General features: G+C 52.1%; 18 protein-coding genes. 15 read left to right on the top strand and 3 right to left on the bottom strand.

The window, feature by feature from the left end:
• The first annotated feature begins 307 nt into the window (after positions 1–307).
• The 11 genes from ACTHRH_RS17885 to ACTHRH_RS17835 all read left to right on the top strand — a co-directional run bounded on the left by ACTHRH_RS17885 (position 308) and on the right by ACTHRH_RS17835 (position 9,971).
• Positions 308–1,342 (top strand): mannose-1-phosphate guanylyltransferase, encoded by a 1,035-nt coding sequence (locus tag ACTHRH_RS17885; protein ID WP_144939927.1) that lies wholly within the window; start codon positions 308–310, stop codon positions 1,340–1,342.
• Complete coding sequence (locus tag ACTHRH_RS17880) at positions 1,339–2,286, top strand: GDP-mannose 4,6-dehydratase (protein WP_144939925.1); 948 nt, start codon at positions 1,339–1,341, stop codon at positions 2,284–2,286. The genes ACTHRH_RS17885 and ACTHRH_RS17880 overlap by 4 nt, the downstream gene beginning before the upstream one ends.
• 30 nt (positions 2,287–2,316) lie before the next feature.
• On the top strand, positions 2,317–3,630 hold the full coding sequence (locus ACTHRH_RS17875) for a glycosyltransferase family 4 protein (protein ID WP_440416860.1): 1,314 nt from the start codon (positions 2,317–2,319) through the stop codon (positions 3,628–3,630).
• Between the two features lie 207 nt (positions 3,631–3,837).
• Positions 3,838–4,968, top strand: coding sequence for a glycosyltransferase family 2 protein (locus ACTHRH_RS17870; protein ID WP_440416858.1), 1,131 nt, complete (start codon positions 3,838–3,840; stop codon positions 4,966–4,968).
• A gap of 131 nt (positions 4,969–5,099) precedes the next feature.
• Positions 5,100–5,699 carry a class I SAM-dependent methyltransferase gene (locus ACTHRH_RS17865; protein ID WP_144939921.1) on the top strand — a complete coding sequence of 200 codons (600 nt, stop codon included), beginning with the start codon at positions 5,100–5,102 and terminating at the stop codon, positions 5,697–5,699.
• Between the two features lie 40 nt (positions 5,700–5,739).
• The gene (gene galU, locus ACTHRH_RS17860) at positions 5,740–6,636 is read left to right on the top strand and encodes a UTP--glucose-1-phosphate uridylyltransferase GalU (RefSeq protein ID WP_440416882.1); all 897 of its coding nucleotides are present in this window, start codon (positions 5,740–5,742) and stop codon (positions 6,634–6,636) included.
• The gene (locus tag ACTHRH_RS17855; protein WP_144939919.1) at positions 6,633–7,598 is read left to right on the top strand and encodes an SDR family NAD(P)-dependent oxidoreductase; all 966 of its coding nucleotides are present in this window, start codon (positions 6,633–6,635) and stop codon (positions 7,596–7,598) included. Before galU ends, ACTHRH_RS17855 begins: the two co-directional genes overlap by 4 nt.
• Positions 7,595–8,974: a UDP-glucose dehydrogenase family protein gene (locus ACTHRH_RS17850; protein ID WP_440416855.1), complete on the top strand. Its 1,380-nt coding sequence runs from the start codon at positions 7,595–7,597 to the stop codon at positions 8,972–8,974. The genes ACTHRH_RS17855 and ACTHRH_RS17850 overlap by 4 nt, the downstream gene beginning before the upstream one ends.
• 81 nt (positions 8,975–9,055) lie before the next feature.
• Positions 9,056–9,343 (top strand): nucleoside-diphosphate sugar epimerase, encoded by a 288-nt coding sequence (locus ACTHRH_RS17845; RefSeq protein ID WP_144939915.1) that lies wholly within the window; start codon positions 9,056–9,058, stop codon positions 9,341–9,343.
• Positions 9,344–9,363: 20 nt separating this feature from the next.
• Complete coding sequence (locus ACTHRH_RS17840; RefSeq protein WP_144939913.1) at positions 9,364–9,696, top strand: restriction endonuclease subunit S; 333 nt, start codon at positions 9,364–9,366, stop codon at positions 9,694–9,696.
• A complete protein-coding gene (locus ACTHRH_RS17835) occupies positions 9,693–9,971 on the top strand; it encodes a hypothetical protein (RefSeq protein WP_144939911.1) in 279 nt (92 codons plus the stop codon). Before ACTHRH_RS17840 ends, ACTHRH_RS17835 begins: the two co-directional genes overlap by 4 nt.
• Positions 9,972–9,974: 3 nt before the next feature.
• Here the strand turns inward: ACTHRH_RS17835 and ACTHRH_RS17830 are convergent, their stop codons facing one another.
• Entirely contained in the window at positions 9,975–10,955 is a 981-nt protein-coding gene (locus ACTHRH_RS17830; protein ID WP_144939909.1) for an NAD(P)H-quinone oxidoreductase, read from the bottom strand.
• Positions 10,956–11,022: 67 nt separating this feature from the next.
• Positions 11,023–12,027, bottom strand: coding sequence for a ketoacyl-ACP synthase III (locus tag ACTHRH_RS17825; protein ID WP_144939907.1), 1,005 nt, complete (start codon positions 12,025–12,027; stop codon positions 11,023–11,025).
• Between the two features lie 227 nt (positions 12,028–12,254).
• On the opposite strand from ACTHRH_RS17825, the gene ACTHRH_RS17820 reads away from it, so the two are divergent.
• From ACTHRH_RS17820 to ACTHRH_RS17805, 4 genes are all read left to right on the top strand, one after another.
• A complete protein-coding gene (locus ACTHRH_RS17820) occupies positions 12,255–12,899 on the top strand; it encodes a YhcN/YlaJ family sporulation lipoprotein (protein WP_144939905.1) in 645 nt (214 codons plus the stop codon).
• A gap of 120 nt (positions 12,900–13,019) precedes the next feature.
• Positions 13,020–13,244: a helix-turn-helix domain-containing protein gene (locus tag ACTHRH_RS17815; RefSeq protein WP_144939903.1), complete on the top strand. Its 225-nt coding sequence runs from the start codon at positions 13,020–13,022 to the stop codon at positions 13,242–13,244.
• 1,481 nt (positions 13,245–14,725) lie between these two features.
• The gene (locus ACTHRH_RS17810; protein WP_144939901.1) at positions 14,726–15,469 is read left to right on the top strand and encodes a class I SAM-dependent methyltransferase; all 744 of its coding nucleotides are present in this window, start codon (positions 14,726–14,728) and stop codon (positions 15,467–15,469) included.
• The gene (locus ACTHRH_RS17805) at positions 15,466–16,467 is read left to right on the top strand and encodes an MBL fold metallo-hydrolase (RefSeq protein ID WP_379288201.1); all 1,002 of its coding nucleotides are present in this window, start codon (positions 15,466–15,468) and stop codon (positions 16,465–16,467) included. Before ACTHRH_RS17810 ends, ACTHRH_RS17805 begins: the two co-directional genes overlap by 4 nt.
• A 35-nt stretch (positions 16,468–16,502) precedes the next feature.
• On the opposite strand, the gene ACTHRH_RS17800 is transcribed toward ACTHRH_RS17805, so the two are convergent.
• Entirely contained in the window at positions 16,503–17,054 is a 552-nt protein-coding gene (locus ACTHRH_RS17800; RefSeq protein ID WP_379288199.1) for a phosphatidylglycerophosphatase A family protein, read from the bottom strand.
• Between the last annotated feature and the right edge of the window lie 106 nt (positions 17,055–17,160).

Genomic DNA, 17,160 nt, shown 5'->3' with positions numbered 1-17,160 from the left:
TTTTTGCTAGTGAAAGAATTGCCTGAAGATAGATGTCAAGGTCATAAGCCCCGATGAAACAGGGGATGGACGACCGCCAATTTTTTTCAAGATAGGTTTCTGCTTCATTTATATGAAAAGAAGACTGCATACTATGTATCCTAGTAACACTTATCCCTTAAGTTCTTTTACCCCTATTCCGACGGCTCGACATCACTCCAAGCATGGCTAGCATCAGTCGCATAAAATTACGAGTTGCGCCAGTTAACTTGATGTATTCATTAGGGGACTTGTGAACAACTGCCAGATGGAAAGGAGAGAGCTGCGGATGAAGGTCGTCATTATGGCCGGAGGCAAAGGAACCCGATTCTGGCCGAGAAGTGTTGAGCGCAAGCCTAAACAGTTTTTATCCCTCACCTCGAAGGAAACAATGCTGCAGGTTACGTACGGACGGTTTCGCAAATGGCTGCCGCGGGAGAGCATTTATGTAGTTACAACGAAAACCTATCGATCCCTGGTAGAGCAGCAGCTCCCGGACTTGCCCGCGGACCATATTATCGAGGAGCCGGCCCCTCGGGATACCGGTCCTTGCGTAGCTCTGACGGCGAATTTTTTCTTGAGGAGAGAAGAGGATGAAGTGATCGTGACCGCTCCGTCCGACCAATATATTCCCGATGACGAAGCGCTGATGAAGGCTTTGTGGAAGGCCGAGCAGAGAGCGGAAAGCGATTTGGCCATCGTTACGCTTGGAGTGATCCCGACCAGAGCCGAGACCGGCTACGGGTATATTGAGGCGGAGGAAAGCGCAGAAGGCATCCGGCGGGTCCGCAGATTTATCGAGAAACCTTCTCACGAGAAGGCCCAGGAGCTGATTCTCCAGCCCAATATGTATTGGAACAGCGGGATTTTCATCTGGAAGCCTTCTACGATTGCCTATTATATGAAGCTCTATCAAGCATCAATCTGGAAGAGAATAGACCTGCCGGGGGATACCTGGAAGGAAGGCTATTCCGAGCTGCCTAAAATATCCGTGGATTACGCGGTGCTGGAGAAAGCCGATACGATCTGGACGGTACCGGTCGACTTCGAATGGGATGACGTCGGGTTGTGGACGTCTTTGGAAAGAATTCACGGTACGGATGAGCACGGCAACTTGGCGGAGGGCCCCATCCGATTTTTACATTCGTTCAACAACATCGTCTTTACGGACAAAGCGAAGACGGTCGTCATCGGAGCCGCAGACCTGATCATCGTCTCTACCGGGGAAGGGCTGCTGGTATGCCACAAATCGGATGAGCAGCTCATTAAACAGGTTCTGCAGGAGTGGGAACGCGAAGAAGAAGGAGGAAGCGAGAGAGAATGAAGGCATTGATTACTGGAATATCGGGATTTGTAGGAAGCCACTTGGCCGAGTATTTGCTCGGCAAGCAGGTGGAGGTGACGGGAACGATACGCAATCGCAGCCGAATGGACCATATCCGTCATCTTAAAGATATTCAATTGGTCGAGTGTGAATTGAGGGATCCTTTTTCGGTGGAATCCTTGCTCGCGAAGGTTAAGCCGGATCTTATTTTTCATCTGGCCGCACAAAGCTTTGTTCCGACCTCATGGAATTCGCCTGTGGATACGATCCACAATAATGTGGCCGGACAGGTGAATATCTTTGAAGCGGTGCGCAAGCATGATCTGGACTGCAAAATTCAGATTGCCTGCTCCAGCGAGGAATACGGGCATGTGGAGCCTGACGAGGTGCCGATCAAGGAAACGAATCCGCTCCGCCCGCTAAGCCCTTATGCTGTAAGCAAAGTAGCCCAGGAATATTTGGGCTATCAATACCACAAAAGCTACGGGCTGAAGGTAATCCCGACCCGTACCTTCAACCATACCGGACCGCGCCGCGGAGAAAATTTCGTAACCTCGAATTTTGCCAAGCAAATTGCGGAAATCGAGAAAGGCATCAAGCCTCCGGTACTTATGGTCGGCAATCTGGAAGCGAAGCGGGATTTTACCGATGTTCGCGATGTCGTCCGGGCTTATTGGCTCGCTTTGGAGAAAGGAACACCCGGGGAGACCTACAATATCGCTTCGGGCAAATGCTGCACCATACGCGAGATGCTGAATCTTCTGCTTTCCTTCAGTAATAAGGAAATTACCGTTCAGCAGGACCCCGAGCGGCTGCGTCCATCGGATGTCGAAATTTTGCTTGGGGATTACAGTAAATTCCATCAGGCCACCGGATGGAAGCCGGAAATTCCGTTCGAGCAAACGATGGAAGACCTGTTAAATTACTGGCGCGAGCGTGTTTAAGAGCGATCGTAGAAAGGAGAGAGAGTCGGAATGGCTATCCTGAAGCCAAGAAAATGGTCGGCAGGACGCCGTACTCGCCTTAAGCGGAAGCGGCGCAGAAGGAATATCATTCGCCGATCCATTGCCGGATCCGGCAAAGGAAGGCGCCTTCTGATCGGCAGAAGGCGCAGAGGCTTGGCGTCCGGGCATCGCAGGAGGATCCGTGTTCGCCGCTATCAGCTGCCTATACTGCCTGCCGGCGTCAATCTGATCGGCACGGGAAGGGCGGAGAGCGGAATCGGAGAGAGCCTGCGAGCGGCCGCCCGGGCGTTGACGGCCGCAGAGGTTCCTTTCGGCATCATCGAGATTCCGGGATCTCCTTCGCGGACGTCGGATTTATCGTGGATGCATAAGGAAATGAGCGAGCCTGTCTTTAGAGTCAACGTGCTCCATATGAACGCGGATTTTCTCAAGCCGTACCAGATGCATAACGGGCAAGTCTTTCATAACCATTTGAACATCGGGGTTTGGCACTGGGAGCTGTCCGACTTCCCCAACGAATGGTGCGACAGCTTCCGGCTTGTTCATGAAGTATGGGCACCGTCCCAGTTCGTACTGCAGTCCATTGCCCAGAAATCACCCGTACCGGTCGTCCACATTCCCCATTCGATCGAGGTGAGGGTTCCGAATGAACTGACACGCGCCCATTTCGGACTGCCGCATGATCGCTTCCTGTTCCTGTCTATGTACGATACGTTCAGCTTCGCCGAGAGGAAAAACCCTCTTGCAGCGATAGAGGCGTTCAAGCGGGCGTTCGATCGGAATGATCCGCGGGTGGGGCTGGTCATCAAGGTCAACAATCCGCATGCCGATATCATTTCCAGCGCGGGGATCGAATTGGCGAAGCTCAGAGGGGCGGCGGAAGGATGGCCGAACATTCATCTGATGGAGCGGGTGCTGGACCGGAGAGAGATCAATGCCTTGTTCAGTTTGACGCACAGTTACGTTTCCCTCCACCGTTCCGAAGGGTTCGGCCTGCCGCTGGCTGAAGCGATGTTCCTCGGCAAGCCCGTTATCGGAACCTATTATTCGGGCAATGTCGATTTTATGAACCATGACAATTCTTGCCCCGTCCAATACCGGCTGATCCCGGTCGGGCAAGATTACGGCCCGTACAAGGCTTATCAGGTGTGGGCCGATCCGGATATCGAACAGGCAGCGCATTATATGCGCCGGCTGGTAGACGATCACCCTTACTATCAAATGATATCCGTTCAGGGAGCCCATACGATCTACAGCCAATATTCTCCGGCTGCTGTTGGCCAGAGAATCAGGCAAAGATTACAGCAGCTCCATGTTCTTTGAATCCCCTTCGAAAAATGCTTCCGGCGGCAAGCAGAAAGAGACCTTGTCTTTTGGAATCTTGTCCTGCCGCCTCACCAGGGAAGCTCCGCAGCTCGGGAGCTAAGCGTCAGGTGGAGCGAGAATCTCCACCTGATTTCCCGATGCTGAAGGATCTTCCAAACGGCATCAGCAGGATGCCTTCACTTTCAACCATGGGGAGGCGATGAAATGAACATGTCCCGACTTACCGTTCCCGTAGTCCTGTTTATTTTTAAAAGACCGGATGTTACTGAACAGGTTTTCAACGCCATACGGTCAGCCAGACCGACGAAGCTGTTTCTGATCGCCGACGGTCCCCGTCCTGACCAGCCGGGCGAAGCGGAGTTATGCTCCGCAACTCGCGCTGTTGTCAGTAGGGTGGATTGGCCATGTGAAGTATCGACCTTGTTTTCCCCGGTTAATTTGGGGTTGAATCAGCGGATAACATCTGGCTTAAACTGGGTGTTCAGTCAGGTGGAAGAAGCGATCATTCTGGAGGATGACTGTCTTCCGCATCCGACTTTTTTTCCGTTCTGTCAGGAATTGCTGAACCGGTACCGGAATGACGAGCGGATTATGATGATCTCCGGCAACAATTTTCAGAAGGGCCGCGGCCGGCTTGAAGCCAGTTATTATTTTTCCCGCTTGTTTCATATCTGGGGCTGGGCGACCTGGCGCAGGGCCTGGAACCACTACGATGACTCCCTCCGCCTATGGCCCGAGATTAGCCGTAACGGCTGGCTGCAAAGTGTGACGAGCGATCCCAATGCCATCCGTTTCTTCCATAAGATGTATCAGGACCACCTGGACGGCAAGCATGTGCTGTCTTGGGATTATAAGTGGAATTTGTCCTGTTGGCTGCAGAACGGGCTGAGTGTGATGCCCAATGCGAATCTGGTAACCAACATCGGGTTCGGCCGAAGCTCCACTTATGCGCATGATGCGGATAGCGCGCTTGCGCATCTGCCGCTGGTGCCGATGAGCTTTCCGCTCGTTCATCCGCCGTTTATTATGGCGGACTCCCAGGCGGATCAGTATACCATGGAGCAGCAGTTCTATTTGCCGGAGCCCGATTCCGGGCCTGCAGCCGATGCCGGTGCCCCTCCCGTAATGGAAAGCCCGGTGACGCGGCTTGCCAAGAGACAACTGCGTCAGCGAAGACGAAGAATCCGCCGGGCGGGCATTTCCCGGAGACGGGCGCGGAGAACGAGAAGCGGCAAGGGAAGAGTCCGTTCGGTACGCTCGACGAGGAAGGCGGGAGCGGCCGCGATGTCCGGGCGAAGGAGGATGCGGCGAAGCCGGAGGAGAAGGGCCGGCTGACAGGCAGAGAATGCCATTTCAGGCCGAAGGTCGGGTGTCCGTCTGTACAGAGGACCTTCTCCAGCCGGCTCTTTTATGCACAATGAAGTCCTAATGTACCGCTTCTATTTATAAGAGAGGGGAGAGTCCTTTTGGGTTTAGTCGATTACATGAAGGCGCAGCCTCTATATCATTTGCTGGCCAATCAGGCTTCGATACTGGAAGGAAATCTGCTTGAATATAACGATCCCGCAACAGCCGAGTCCCAGGTGCAATTTCTGCGGTATGCTCTGGCGAAGGCAAACCCTCGGAGAGTGCTGGAAACGGGAACGAACAAAGGGTATTTTTCTTATGTTCTATCGCATTTGGTAAGTCAGGTCGAGATTTTTACTTTTGATATGAATCCTCAATCCCAGGATTGCGTTCATCTGATCAACCAGCATCAATCCAATGTGCGGGTTCATTTTACATTCGGAGACACCAGGGTTACCCTGCCTTCGTTTCATCAGCCTGGAATCGGCTTCGCCTGGATTGATGGAGGCCATGATGAAGATACGGCGTACAATGATCTATTCCATGCGGTCCGGCTCGGAATTCCATATATTGCGATGGATGATGTGAAGCAGTTTCCCCATCTGGCCCACCCGATTGGCATGATCCTGACGAATTTTCCCCAATACCGTCAAGTGTTCAATCCGTTCTATGAAACGGATGCCCGCGGAGCCATATTGTTGTCGACTGTATGGAATTGATTGATTACGGATTGTGAGGAGGGATGAAGCTGTGGGAGCCATGGTCCGCAAAGCGGTGATTCCGGCGGCGGGTCTCGGGACCCGTTTTCTTCCGGCCACGATAGCGATGCCCAAGGAGATGCTGCCGATCGTCGATAAGCCGGCTATTCAATATATTATTGAGGAAGCGGCGGCCTCCGGCATCCAGGATATTATCGTTGTGACGGGCAAGAGCAAGCGTTCCATTGAGGATCATTTCGACCGTAATCTGGAGCTGGAGCTTCTGCTGGCGGAGCGCGGCAAGGATTCGTTATTGCATAAAGTAAGGGAAGTAGCACAATTAGCGGACCTCCATTATGTCAGGCAGAGGGAGGCAGTTGGTCTTGGGCATGCCATATGGTGTGCGCGGAAATTTATCGGGGATGAGCCGTTCGCGGTCCTGCTGGGAGATATGATCATAGATGCACCGGTTCCGTGCCTGAAGCAGTTGATCGATGTGTATGAGCAGCACGGACATTCCTGTCTGGGAGTGGAGCAGGTCCTGCCATCGGAAACGGAGAAGTACGGGATCATAGACGGAACACAGTGCGGGGAACGCCTCTATTCGGCAGATCGCTTGGTGGAGAAGCCCATGGAGAATCCGCCGACGAATTTGGCCATCTCGGGAAGATATATTTTGGAGCCGGACATTTTTCCAATTCTGGAACGAACCCAGAGAGATGCAGGGGGAGAAATTCAGTTAACCGATGCGCTGCAGATGCTGGCGAAGCATCATACGTTACTAGCTTATCAATACGAAGGAAGATTGTTTGACGTCGGGGATAAACTTGGATTTCTGAAGGCAACGGTGGAGTTTGCCGCCCGCAGGGAGCTGCTTGGAACGGAATTCCGCCATTTTCTGCGCAGGTTCGTTCTGCAGACGGAGGAAGAAGGCGACGGAAGAGGGGAGAACGGATGAAAGCAGTCGTAACGGGAGCGGCAGGCTTCCTGGGCTCGGAGCTTACCCGGCAATTGATCCGGGAAGGGTATCAGGTGATAGCCATCGATAATTTGAGCACCGGTCTAAGGGAACGTCTGCAGGAGCTGGAGGCGCATCCGTCCTTCCAGTTTATTAATGCGGATGTGTCTTCGCCGGAAATGGCCGACCTTGAGAACGTGCAGGGGGTAGAGGAGATTTATCATTTGGCCTCCCCTGCATCTCCCCGATTCTATCAAGCTTATCCGTTGGAGACAATTGCCGCAAATACGCTGGGAACGAAACGGATGCTCGATTTCGCACGAACTTGGAACGCCAAGCTGCTGTACACGAGTACAAGCGAGGTTTATGGGGATCCCGAGGTTCATCCCCAATCCGAGGAATACCGCGGGCATGTGACGACCATGGGTCCCAGAGCCTGTTATGACGAATCGAAGCGGCTGGGGGAAGTGTACTGTTATGAGTATTATTCGAGATGGGGAGTTCGGGTTGCCATCGCCCGGCTATTCAATACTTATTCGGCCGCTCTGCGTAACGATGACGGAAGGGTAATTTCCAACCTGGTTACGCAGGCGCTGACCTCACAGCCGATGACGGTATACGGGGATGGCAGTCAGACCCGCTCCTTCTGTTATATAGATGATACGATTCGCGGGCTTCGTTCCATGATGAGGGAGGCTGCGGCCGATGGAGAGGTCATAAATCTTGGAAATCCCGGGGAGATTTCCATTCTCGATTTGGCCCGGCTGATTCGGAAGCTGGCGGGATCGGATAGTCCGATTATCTTCCGGCCGCTTCCGAAGGACGATCCGAAGCAGCGAAATCCCCGTATCGATAAGGCGATTAAGCTGTTGAACTGGAGGCCGAGCGTCACATTAGAAGAAGGCCTCAGACGGACGATCGCCGCTTATCGCTCTGTCCTGTCCAAGGAGGGAGCGGAATGAAGATAGTCTGCATCGGAGCCGGTTATGTGGGCAGCGTAACTGCGGCTGCATTAGCGGCGTTAGGTTACAAGACAACGGTTGTGGATATGGACCGGATGAAGGTCGAACAGATAGCCTTGGGAAACAGCCCGATCTATGAGCCGGGGCTGGGGGAATTGATAAAGATGACAGCAGGGAGGACATTGTTCTCCTCGATGTCCTATGAAGCCGTCCGGGAGGCCGATGCTGTGTTTATCTGCGTCGGAACTCCCTCGGCTCCCGGGGGCTCGGCCGATTTGACTTATTACCGTCAAGCGGTATCCTCCATTGCACGGCACCTGGATCCCGCAAGGCTGACGGTGATTGTGAACAAATCGACTGTGCCCGTAGGTACGGCAGGGCTTGCGGTTTCCTTGCTGGAAGACGAAGGATGGGAGGCAGGCAGGCAAGTATCCGTCGTCAGCAATCCCGAATTTCTGCGCGAAGGCTTGGCCGTTGAGGATGTTTTCCATCCGGAAAGAATCGTCGTCGGGGTGAGCGACAGGCGGTCGGGCGAAATAATGCGAGACTTGTATCTCCCATTCATAGAGCGGCGCTATCCCGAAGCCCTGCAGGCCTTCCTCAAGGATCATTATCCCCGGAACAAGACGCGGAGCGCATATATGGAGACCGATCCGCGGAGCGCCGAGCTGATCAAATATGCCTCCAACGCTTTCCTGGCGGTGAAAATAAGCTACATTAACGAAATTGCCCAGGTTTGCGAAGCACTTGGAGCCAATGTCAGGGAAGTAGCGCGGGGAATGGGGTTGGATTCGCGGATCGGCAGCCGGTTTCTGCAGGTATCCAGCGGGTGGAGTGGAAGCTGCTTCCCGAAGGATACGTCCGAGCTGCTGGCTACGAGCGCCAAATATGGCTGCGAGCTGACGGTAGTGCGAGCGGCCGTAGAAGCCAATCAGGCGATGCATCGTTACGTGGTCGCCAAGATCCGCCGCCGGCTGAGAAGTTTGTACGGCAAGACGGTAGGGATCCTGGGTTTGACCTTCAAGCCGGATACCGATGACGCGCGGATAACCCAGGCGGCTTCTATTATCCGGCAGCTGGCGGAGCTTGGGGCGGATATTAAAGCCCATGATCCCCAAGGCATTCCCATGTTCCGGAGAGTGAACCCCGATTTGCCTGTCCGGTACTGCACATCGTTAGAGGAAACGGCGGACCGTTCGGATGCACTCGTCCTTCTAACCCATTGGCAAGAGTACATCGAACCGGATTGGGAGCAGATTCGTTCCCGGATGAGGGGAAGCTATCTGCTGGATACCCGGAATGTATGGGATGCCGGTCAATTAAGGGAGATGGGCTTTCAGTATGAAGGAATCGGGCTTGGGGATTCGTCGGAATAGGGCTGTTGTTACGTAAAAGTCGTTTAACCTTTACAGAAGTACTATCATAAGATAATGGTGTGAGAATAAGGGGGGATCGGTATGCAATCTCGAGTGACCGCCATAATCGAGCATATGGCCAAATCACACGGAGAACTGGCGGATATTATCGAATCTGCCCGTTATATTACGGTCAACATGGCTCAGGTGATTGAGGCCATTCCCGATGTTCAGATGAATTTTCAGGGAGTGGAGGCCGTAACCCAGCATTCTCTTGGAGTAACCAAAAATTTGACCTCCTATCTTAACATATTAGCTGATCTACAGGAGGCTATCGCGGATAATTTAACCGTTGTGATGAAAGAAATAGAACCGGCGGGCGAGGAATAAGGTCCAAGGAGGGGAGCGTATTGGAGAGGTCGGACTCTTACTTGTATATGCTGGATTCTACGGCCAAGATGCAGCATAACATCTCGGTAATGCTGGAAGCGAAGGCCGTTGAAGCGGAAAAGTCCAGAAAGTGGATTAATCAGCATATTCATCCTTCGTATTTCGAAGAGGATCATGAATCCCAAGTGAAGCTTTCTCTTGAATTTCATGAACAGGTGGTTGATTTGCTGAGTGGAATGACCAAGCTTGAAATGGGGCTGGCCCGAAATTTGCGCATTATACTGGGCCATGAAGGGAATGAGCAGCCCGCATTCGGGGGAGGATTTTTTGACATGGGCGGTAACGGACAATGACTTTTCTGGAAAAGAAAAACGAGCTTAAGCTGAATATTCTGGAATCGCTGGTCCGCAGCCAGGGGGCGGTAGCAGCCATGCTGGAAGGCTTGGCCGAAACGGCCCGTTGGACGGGCGGGGATACCGAACTGGCGGAGAAATATTTGAAGGAAATTGCCGGCTACCAGCGAGTGCTCGCGGAAAGGCTGCTTACTCTGAAAGTCCGCGAGGTGTATAGAGGCAAGCCGGCATCCCCCTGGCTTGCCTCGGAATGTATGTGCCGCAGAGATTCGTGAAGGCTACCACGGGGTGCGCAGCACGATTTTACCGATATTTTCGTTGCGCTCCATTCGCTCATGGGCCTCGTTAACCTGCTCCAGCTCCCAGACGGAATCGATGACAGGCTGCATTCGTCCTTCCGCGAAGCGGCGGGAGGCGAATTCGTTAAATTGCCGGGTGAGCTCGATTTTTTCCGTTACCGGACGGGAGCGAAGAGTCGAGCCGATCAGCTGAATTCTGCGCATCAACAGCCGGTTTAAATCGAGATTTTGAATATGGCTTCCGCCCATGAGGCCGATTAGAACAAGGCGGCCATTGACGGCAAGGCAATCGAGATTCTGCTCGAAGTAGGAGGCTCCAATCAAATCCAGAATCAGGTCGACGCCTAGTCCCCCGGTAGCCTCCTTAACTTGGGGAGCGAAGGGTCCCTCCTTATAGTTGATCGCTTTGTGGGCTCCAAGCCGAAGACAAGCCTCTAATTTCTCAGGGCTCCCCGCCGTGACGATCGACACGGCGCCCGCCTCCCGGACAAGCTGAATGGCTGCGCTGCCGACACCACTAGCTCCCGCATGAATCAGTACGGTGCTGCCTTCCCTTAAGCCTCCCAGCATAAACAGGTTCAAGTAGGCTGTCAGGAAGACCTCGGGTACGGCCGCCGCTTGTTCATAGCTCCACCCGTCGGGAATCGGCATGGCCATTCCTGCAGGAATGCTGACCTTCTCCGCGTACCCGCCCCCCGGCAGCAGGGCGAATACCCGGTCACCCGGCTTCCAATCCTTGACGCTGCCGCCTACTTGCACCACTTCTCCGGCCATCTCCAGCCCCAGGATAGGGGAGGCTCCCTTAGGCGGAGGGTATAAGCCCCTCTTTTGCATCAGATCCGCGCGGTTTAACGCCGTTGCTTTCACCTGGACGATCAGACCGTCTGCTTCAAGAACAGGATCCTCCCATTCCCGGATTTTCAAGAGACGAGTTTCGGGATCCAACCATACAGCTTTCATTGTTTTCCTCCTGTTTAAGCTTATTGAAGCCTAATCATTATCTTTCAACTATTCTACCCTTCCTTCCTTATTTCGCAAACTTAACAGGAAGTCCTCCCCATCGGATCAACAGGCCTGCTTGGACAAGCCCGCCGCCAAAGCCGTACAGCATTACGCGGTCACCGGGCTTTATTTTGCCGTCCCTTACCGCTTGGTCCCAAGCAAGAGGGATGGTGGCCGCGGAGGTGTTGCCGTAATGGACAAGGCTGTACAAAGTTCTGTCCATCGGGAATCCGCTCTTCTCGCAGATGGATTCAATCATTCGCAGGTTGGCGCTGTGCGGAATGAACCAATCCACATCCTCAAGCTCAAGTCCGCTGTTCTCTGCTACTTTCCGCATCCCGGCAGGAACAGTGGTAACCGCCCATTTGTACACTTCGCGTCCGTTCTGGACGAACAATCCGGAATCCTTGAGCGGATTACCGTTAAGGTTCTTCGCCAGGCCCGTTCGGTAAACAAGAGAGCCTCCATTTCCGTCCGTATCAAAATGATAACCGAGAAAGCCGGATTCCGGCTGTCTCTCAACAAGCGCTGCGCCTGCTCCGTCTCCAAACAGGATACATGTGGTCCGGTCAGTATAATCGGTAATTTTAGACATGGTGTCTCCAGCGACGACCAAAATTTTGCGATGCATTCCGGAGCGGATCATTGTATCCGCAAGGTGCAGCCCATAGACAAATCCGGCGCAGGTGGCATTCAAGTCCATGGCTCCAGCCTGTTCAATGCCGAAACGGCTCTGCAGCATGGAGGATACCATAGGGAAAGGCAGATCGGGTGTATGGGTGCAGGCGATAATGAAATCGCAATCCCGGACTTCCTTATTATACTGCTTCATCATATGTGCCACTGCATTAGCACACAGGTGGCTCGTAAACTGATCCTCGGAAGCTATCCTGCGTTCCTTGATTCCCGTTCTCTGCACAATCCATTCATCGCTTGTGTCGATCATTTGTTCCAACGCCTTATTATCAAGAATTCGTTCCGGGACGCTGCTTCCGATGGCCGTAACGGCAGCATGATGGGACATGATCATCGCTCCTTTTTCTCTACATTAATTTGAAATTCCAACCTTATTGGGACCAACTATTATCACTAGGTACTAATATTAGGTTACAAAAAAATCACACCATCGTCAATTTCTTTTTAAAGCGTCCCCGGTTTACCTTCCACTCGCCAGACATAATTAAGCATATTTTTCCGCTGAATGCACAAACTACGAACGACTATTAAGTCTAAACACCATATGAAGGGGCTGATAAAGTGAATCTATATCCTGTTAAAAAAGTGGCGCTGACCCTCGTTCTGGTTTCGGCTGCGGCTGTGTTAAGCTTAACCGGCTGCGGAGCAGAGACCAGACAAGGAGCGACTCCGATTAACCAAAGGGGACTGGATCAAGCTAATCCGTATGGAGAGAATCGGGTGGGGGACGGAACGATCCCCAATGCGACGACGACTCCGTACAATACTAACGACCGGGTGATGGAAAGAAGCCGGATCAATGCCAATTCCACGATGGAGATGAGCCAACAAGTCGCCGATGCCGTCGCTTCCTTGGATGAGGTGGAGACCGCCAATGTGCTTATTACCGATAACAATGCCTATGTAGCCGTAAACCTGCATACGGGCTCCTCAGTAGCAAACACCGATCAGGCCAACCCGTCCATCATTGGAGACGTCACTCCGGAAGTGAAGCAAAAAATAGCCGATAAAGTTAAGTCGGTGAACGCCAATGTTAAGGACGTTTATGTTTCAGCCAATCCGGATTTTGTCGAGCGGATGAATGTATACGCGAAGGATTTTCAGGAAGGCCGCCCCTTGAGCGGTTTCGTGAAAGAATTCAGCACGATGGTCGAGCGTATTTTTCCAACGAGAGTGACTACCGATCAACCGGCTGTGACGCCTTAGCGGTCGCCTATTTTTAGGGAACAAAGCACCAACATTGCTAGCCTTTCATAGTATAAATTTGACTGTATCCCTTTACCTTGTAACTTATATAAATCCCGAGCAAGGAGGGGTGACACATCTATGAAGGGCAGCGATCATAAGAGCAAGTTTTTGTTAACTCACCGTGAACGAGAAGTCTTTGAACTGCTGGTCCAGGATAAAACGACCAAGGATATCGCGCAGCAGCTGTTTATCAGCGAGAAAACTGTGCGAAATCATATATCGAATGTCATGCAAAAATTAAATGTTAAAGGTCGTTCACAAGCGGTAGTTGAGCTCATTAAGCTAGGGGAAATAAAAATTTAAGGGCAAGCCATGCAAGGCGGTTTCGGCCAGAAGCCTTTCCTTCTGTTCTCCCGTTCCGGGGGGGAGAGCAAGGGGAAGGCTTTAATTTGTCCGATTTTCGAGAGTATAGCAGCCTGACCTCCTCTTTTCGTTTGGCGCGACTTCAACTCCTAAACCCCCCCTCGAGCATAAGCTAACAGCAGAACTTTATCCAAAACGAGTATGACCCTAAGGGAAAAAGAAATGTGCTCCGATGTCATTCCATTTTACCTTTTCCGATTACCTCTCCATCGCGATTCCGATTGGTTCCCCCGATGCCTTCGGACTATTATCCCCCTGCCTCAGAACAGGTTGAACATTCCGGATTCCAGGATCCCGATTGGTTTTCCCGATGCCTTTGGACATTATCCCCTTGCCTCAGAACAGGTTGAACGTTCCGGATTCCATCGATTCCGAATGGTTTTCCCGATGCCTTTGGACATTATCCCCTTGCCTCAGAAAAGGATGAACGTTCCGGATTCCATCGATTCCGAATGGTTTTCCCGATGCCTTTGGACATTATCCCCTAGTCTCAGAAAAGGATGAACGTTCCGGATTCCATCGGCCGGGCTCCAAACAGCGTTCATATTAATACAGATAACCCGAAATAGTCTCCTCCCATAGTAGTTCGAGCCAATTTACTCCCCAGAACATTCTGAACGAATGGGATAATAGTCAAAAGATCTCGAGAATGAGACTATTCAGCATGGGCGTTACTGAGCAAATGGGATAACAGTCAAAGGGGCGGCGAAGGAGGTACAAGTCTAAGTACAAAAGCTGCTGAGTGAATGGGATAGCGACCGAAAGGACAAAGAACGAGGGACTGAGAAACTGAGTAACTGGGTAACTGAGTAACTGAGTAACTGAGTAATTGGGATAACCGTCAAAAGAACTCGAGAATGAGACTATCCAGCATGAGCGTTACTGAGCAAATGGGATAACAGTCAAAGGGCCGGTGAAGGAGGTACAAGTCTAAGTACAAAAGCTGCTGAGTGAATGGGATAGCGACCGAAAGGACGAAGAACGAGGGACTGAGAAACTGAGTAACTAGGTAACTGAGTAACTGAGTAATTGGGATAACCGTCAAAAGAACACGAGAAGGAGACAAAACAGCATGAGCGTTACTGAGCAAATGGGATAACAGTCAAAAGGGCGGTGAAGGAGGTACAGGTCTAAGTACAAAAGCTGCTGAGTGAATGGGTTAGCGACCGAAAGGACAAAGAACGAGGGACTGAGTAACTGAGTAACTGGGATAACCGTTATAATACTTTGGTTCAGTTAACATAATGCATCTAGTGGTGGTTTCTTTCCAAGTACTACGGAAAAGAAGGGACGAAATTCGTGAACGAAGAGTAGGGCGATCAGTGCAGGCTTTTGGGAGAGAGGCAAATCTCGTTGCCGGGGCTGAAGATTAACGGTACAATAAAAGGTAAAACCTACTGGAAAGTACAGGAGAATGTAACATGACAGAATGGTATGAAAAAAGCTTCGGGGAAGATTATTTAATGGTTTACAAGCACAGAGACATGCAGGAGGCCCGGGAGGAGGTCGGACGAATGATCGGCTGGCTGGACCTGGAGCCGGGGGCTTCCGTATTTGATCTGTGCTGCGGAATGGGGCGTCACTCCTTGGCTCTGGCCGATCTGGGATTCCGCGTGACCGGTATGGATTTGTCCGAGGCACTGCTCCGTGAGGCGAAACGCCGGGACACGGAAGGCCGCATTGACTGGCTGCAGGGAGATATGAGAGAGGTGCCGGCAGACGGGGGCTACGATGCTGTTGTCAACTGGTTTACCTCCTTCGGCTATTTTAATGATGACCGGGAGAATACCAAGGTGCTTGGCGAGATTAGCCGTTTGCTGGTGTCGGGCGGGCGATTTCTGATCGATTATTTGAACGCGGAGCATGTCGCCCTTAATCTGGTTCCGCATTCCGTGCGGGAAGAAGCGGGATTAATCATCGATGAGAGAAGAACGATCGAGGATGGATATGTGCGCAAACAAATCACCATCTCCGAATCCGGGCGCAGGGACCGGAGTTATATGGAACAGGTCAAGCTTTACCGGCTCGAGGATTTTGACCTCATGTGTAAGGAAGCCGGACTGATGATCCAACAAGTCTACGGGGACTACCAAGGGGCGGACTATGATGAGAAAACCTCTCCTCGGCTGATCATGATCGGGCGGAAAGCAGGAAGTGGCCGATGAGCCGTATAGATGATCTCTTAGCGATGGACCCGCCCGAGCCTGGAATGCCGATTCGGGTGAAAGTACCTCTTCCCTTCCCCCTTAGATGGGTTAACAGCTATCTGGTTCGGGGACGTGACGGCTATACTTTGATTGATCCCGGTTTACATACCCCCGAAGCGGAGCAGGTGTGGGAGGAAGCATTAAGGAAGTACGGAATAGGCTACGGCGATATTGAGCGGATCGTTCTGACCCATCATCACCCCGACCATTACGGGTTGGCCGGATGGTTTCAGGAGCGGAGCGGGGCTCCCGTATGGATTTCGGAGGAAGGTCAACGGCAGGCGGAACGGATGTGGTCCGGTAGCTTCCCGATGAACGGACAAATTTATGATTTGTTTATTCATCATGGAATGGATGAGGACACAGCGGCCAAGCTTCACGGGCATTTCGAAAGCTTCCTTCCGCTCGTCCATCCCATGCCTGCTCAAGTAAGCTTTTATAACCTTGAACAACCGTTCCTTATAGGGACACGGAGTTGTGAAATGATTCATACCCCCGGCCATGCTTACGGCCATGTCTGCTTTTATGACCGGGAGCGGCAAGAAATGTTCTGCGGTGATCATGTTCTGCCGAGAATCTCTCCCAATGTCAGCTTCATTCCCGACACGGAGGATAATCCTCTGCACTCTTACCTGAACAGCTTGTCTGAAATGAACAGGTACGAAGTGAGATGGGCTTACCCCGGTCATCGGGATCCTTTCGATTCGTTCGCTGAAAGGGCAGTGGCCTTGATCAAGCATCATGAAGAACGTCTTGCGGAGATGGAGGAGCGCTTGCGGAGTACGTTAACGGTCTATCAGCTGTGCCGCGAGGTCTTCGGAGAGCGGCTGACGATGCACCAGCTTCGCTTCGCCATGGCTGAAACGCTGGCTCATGTTATATATTTGCACAGGGCCGAGCGTGTAGCCGAGCAGACGCAAGATGGCATCCATCTATATACAAGTAGCAAAAAATAAGTCTGGGAAGGCGTGTCCCCAGACTTGTTTTTTTGCTATATTTCCGATCCGTCCGTAGGCTCCGCCTGACGGGCGTTCTTCTCCTCCGCAATCTTCTGTTTATTATGGGCGATGCTGCTTGCAGCGGACGCTGCGATCGCTCCGACGATATCATCGAGGAACGTATGGACCATCGGGCCGCCCTTTTTGTTCAGTTTGCCGATGATTCCCGGCTTCACTTTATCCAAATATCCGAAATTGGTAAAGCCGATACTTCCGTATATGTTGACAATGGATAAAGCCAGCACTTCATCGCAGCCATACAAGCCTTCATCATTCTCAATCATATCCTGCAGAGGGGAGAACAGCTTGCCCTGGTCCGCTAATAAATCCAGCTGGATTCCAGTCAGCACGGCATTCTGAACTTCCCGCTTGGCCAGCACTTTCTCCACACTTGCCAAGCATTCCTCCAAAGTCAAATCGCTATAATATCCTTGCTGAAGATACATAACCAGTTCCGCGATGTCCGTCCTTTGCACGCCCCGTTTATGAAGCCAGTCATTCATGGCTTGCTCTACTTTCCGGCTGTCCAGACTGTATTTTTTCATAACCGGATCCCCCTTCCTCTAGTTCCTTTTCTATCGATTTCGGCACTATAGTCCATTAAGGCTGCCAGGGCCGCCTTCTTCCGGAAACACGTTTTACTATTGTGGA

It is taken from the genome of Paenibacillus sp. SAFN-117, assembly GCF_051966115.1.
GTDB lineage: Bacteria > Bacillota > Bacilli > Paenibacillales > NBRC-103111 > Paenibacillus_L > Paenibacillus_L residui.
Note: the sequence above shows the minus strand (reverse complement) of the source record. Positions and strands in the feature narration are given on the sequence as shown.

Bases quoted from the DNA above. Each gene is read 5' to 3' on its own strand.
- ACTHRH_RS17885 (WP_144939927.1), top strand. From the start codon at position 308: ATGAAGGTCGTCATTATGGCCGGAGGCAAAGGAACCCGATTCTGGCCG.
- ACTHRH_RS17880 (WP_144939925.1), top strand. From the start codon at position 1,339: ATGAAGGCATTGATTACTGGAATATCGGGATTTGTAGGAAGCCACTTG.
- ACTHRH_RS17875 (WP_440416860.1), top strand. From the start codon at position 2,317: ATGGCTATCCTGAAGCCAAGAAAATGGTCGGCAGGACGCCGTACTCGC.
- ACTHRH_RS17870 (WP_440416858.1), top strand. From the start codon at position 3,838: ATGAACATGTCCCGACTTACCGTTCCCGTAGTCCTGTTTATTTTTAAA.
- galU (WP_440416882.1), top strand. From the start codon at position 5,740: ATGGTCCGCAAAGCGGTGATTCCGGCGGCGGGTCTCGGGACCCGTTTT.
- ACTHRH_RS17855 (WP_144939919.1), top strand. From the start codon at position 6,633: ATGAAAGCAGTCGTAACGGGAGCGGCAGGCTTCCTGGGCTCGGAGCTT.
- ACTHRH_RS17850 (WP_440416855.1), top strand. From the start codon at position 7,595: ATGAAGATAGTCTGCATCGGAGCCGGTTATGTGGGCAGCGTAACTGCG.
- ACTHRH_RS17845 (WP_144939915.1), top strand. From the start codon at position 9,056: ATGCAATCTCGAGTGACCGCCATAATCGAGCATATGGCCAAATCACAC.
- ACTHRH_RS17835 (WP_144939911.1), top strand. From the start codon at position 9,693: ATGACTTTTCTGGAAAAGAAAAACGAGCTTAAGCTGAATATTCTGGAA.
- ACTHRH_RS17830 (WP_144939909.1), bottom strand. From the start codon at position 10,955: ATGAAAGCTGTATGGTTGGATCCCGAAACTCGTCTCTTGAAAATCCGG.
- ACTHRH_RS17825 (WP_144939907.1), bottom strand. From the start codon at position 12,027: ATGATCATGTCCCATCATGCTGCCGTTACGGCCATCGGAAGCAGCGTC.
- ACTHRH_RS17815 (WP_144939903.1), top strand. From the start codon at position 13,020: ATGAAGGGCAGCGATCATAAGAGCAAGTTTTTGTTAACTCACCGTGAA.
- ACTHRH_RS17810 (WP_144939901.1), top strand. From the start codon at position 14,726: ATGACAGAATGGTATGAAAAAAGCTTCGGGGAAGATTATTTAATGGTT.
- ACTHRH_RS17805 (WP_379288201.1), top strand. From the start codon at position 15,466: ATGAGCCGTATAGATGATCTCTTAGCGATGGACCCGCCCGAGCCTGGA.
- ACTHRH_RS17800 (WP_379288199.1), bottom strand. From the start codon at position 17,054: ATGAAAAAATACAGTCTGGACAGCCGGAAAGTAGAGCAAGCCATGAAT.